The sequence below is a fragment of the Massilia mucilaginosa genome (genome assembly GCF_011682145.1).
Taxonomy (GTDB): Bacteria; Pseudomonadota; Gammaproteobacteria; order Burkholderiales; family Burkholderiaceae_D; genus Telluria_A; species Telluria_A mucilaginosa.
The window spans coordinates 1-239 of sequence record NZ_WHJH01000396.1 but is presented as its reverse complement, the minus strand read 5'-3'; the positions used below and the strand labels follow the sequence as shown (position 1 = coordinate 239).

At 57.7% G+C, this 239-nt stretch carries 1 protein-coding gene; it reads left to right on the top strand.

The genetic code is table 11. The features are described 5' to 3' along the window. On the top strand, window positions 1–239 hold a 239-nt coding region (locus F2P45_RS35315; RefSeq protein ID WP_229505463.1), incomplete at both ends, for a transposase.

Sequence of the window (239 nt, the reverse complement as noted above, 5' to 3'; positions counted from 1 at the left end):
GCGACCATTTGGCGAAGAGAACGCGATGATCATGCGGCGCGTTTTGAAGCGGATTCGTCAGCACTTCCCCGATACGCATATTCTCGTACGTGGCGACGGACACTTCAGTGGCCCTGAATTAATGGGCCTGATCGACAGCATGTCGAACGTGGACTTCATTTTCGGTTTCGCCTGCAACCCCAAGCTCCTTGCGATGGCCGAGCCGACCAGACTTCGCGCCATCGACCGGTGGGTGGCTG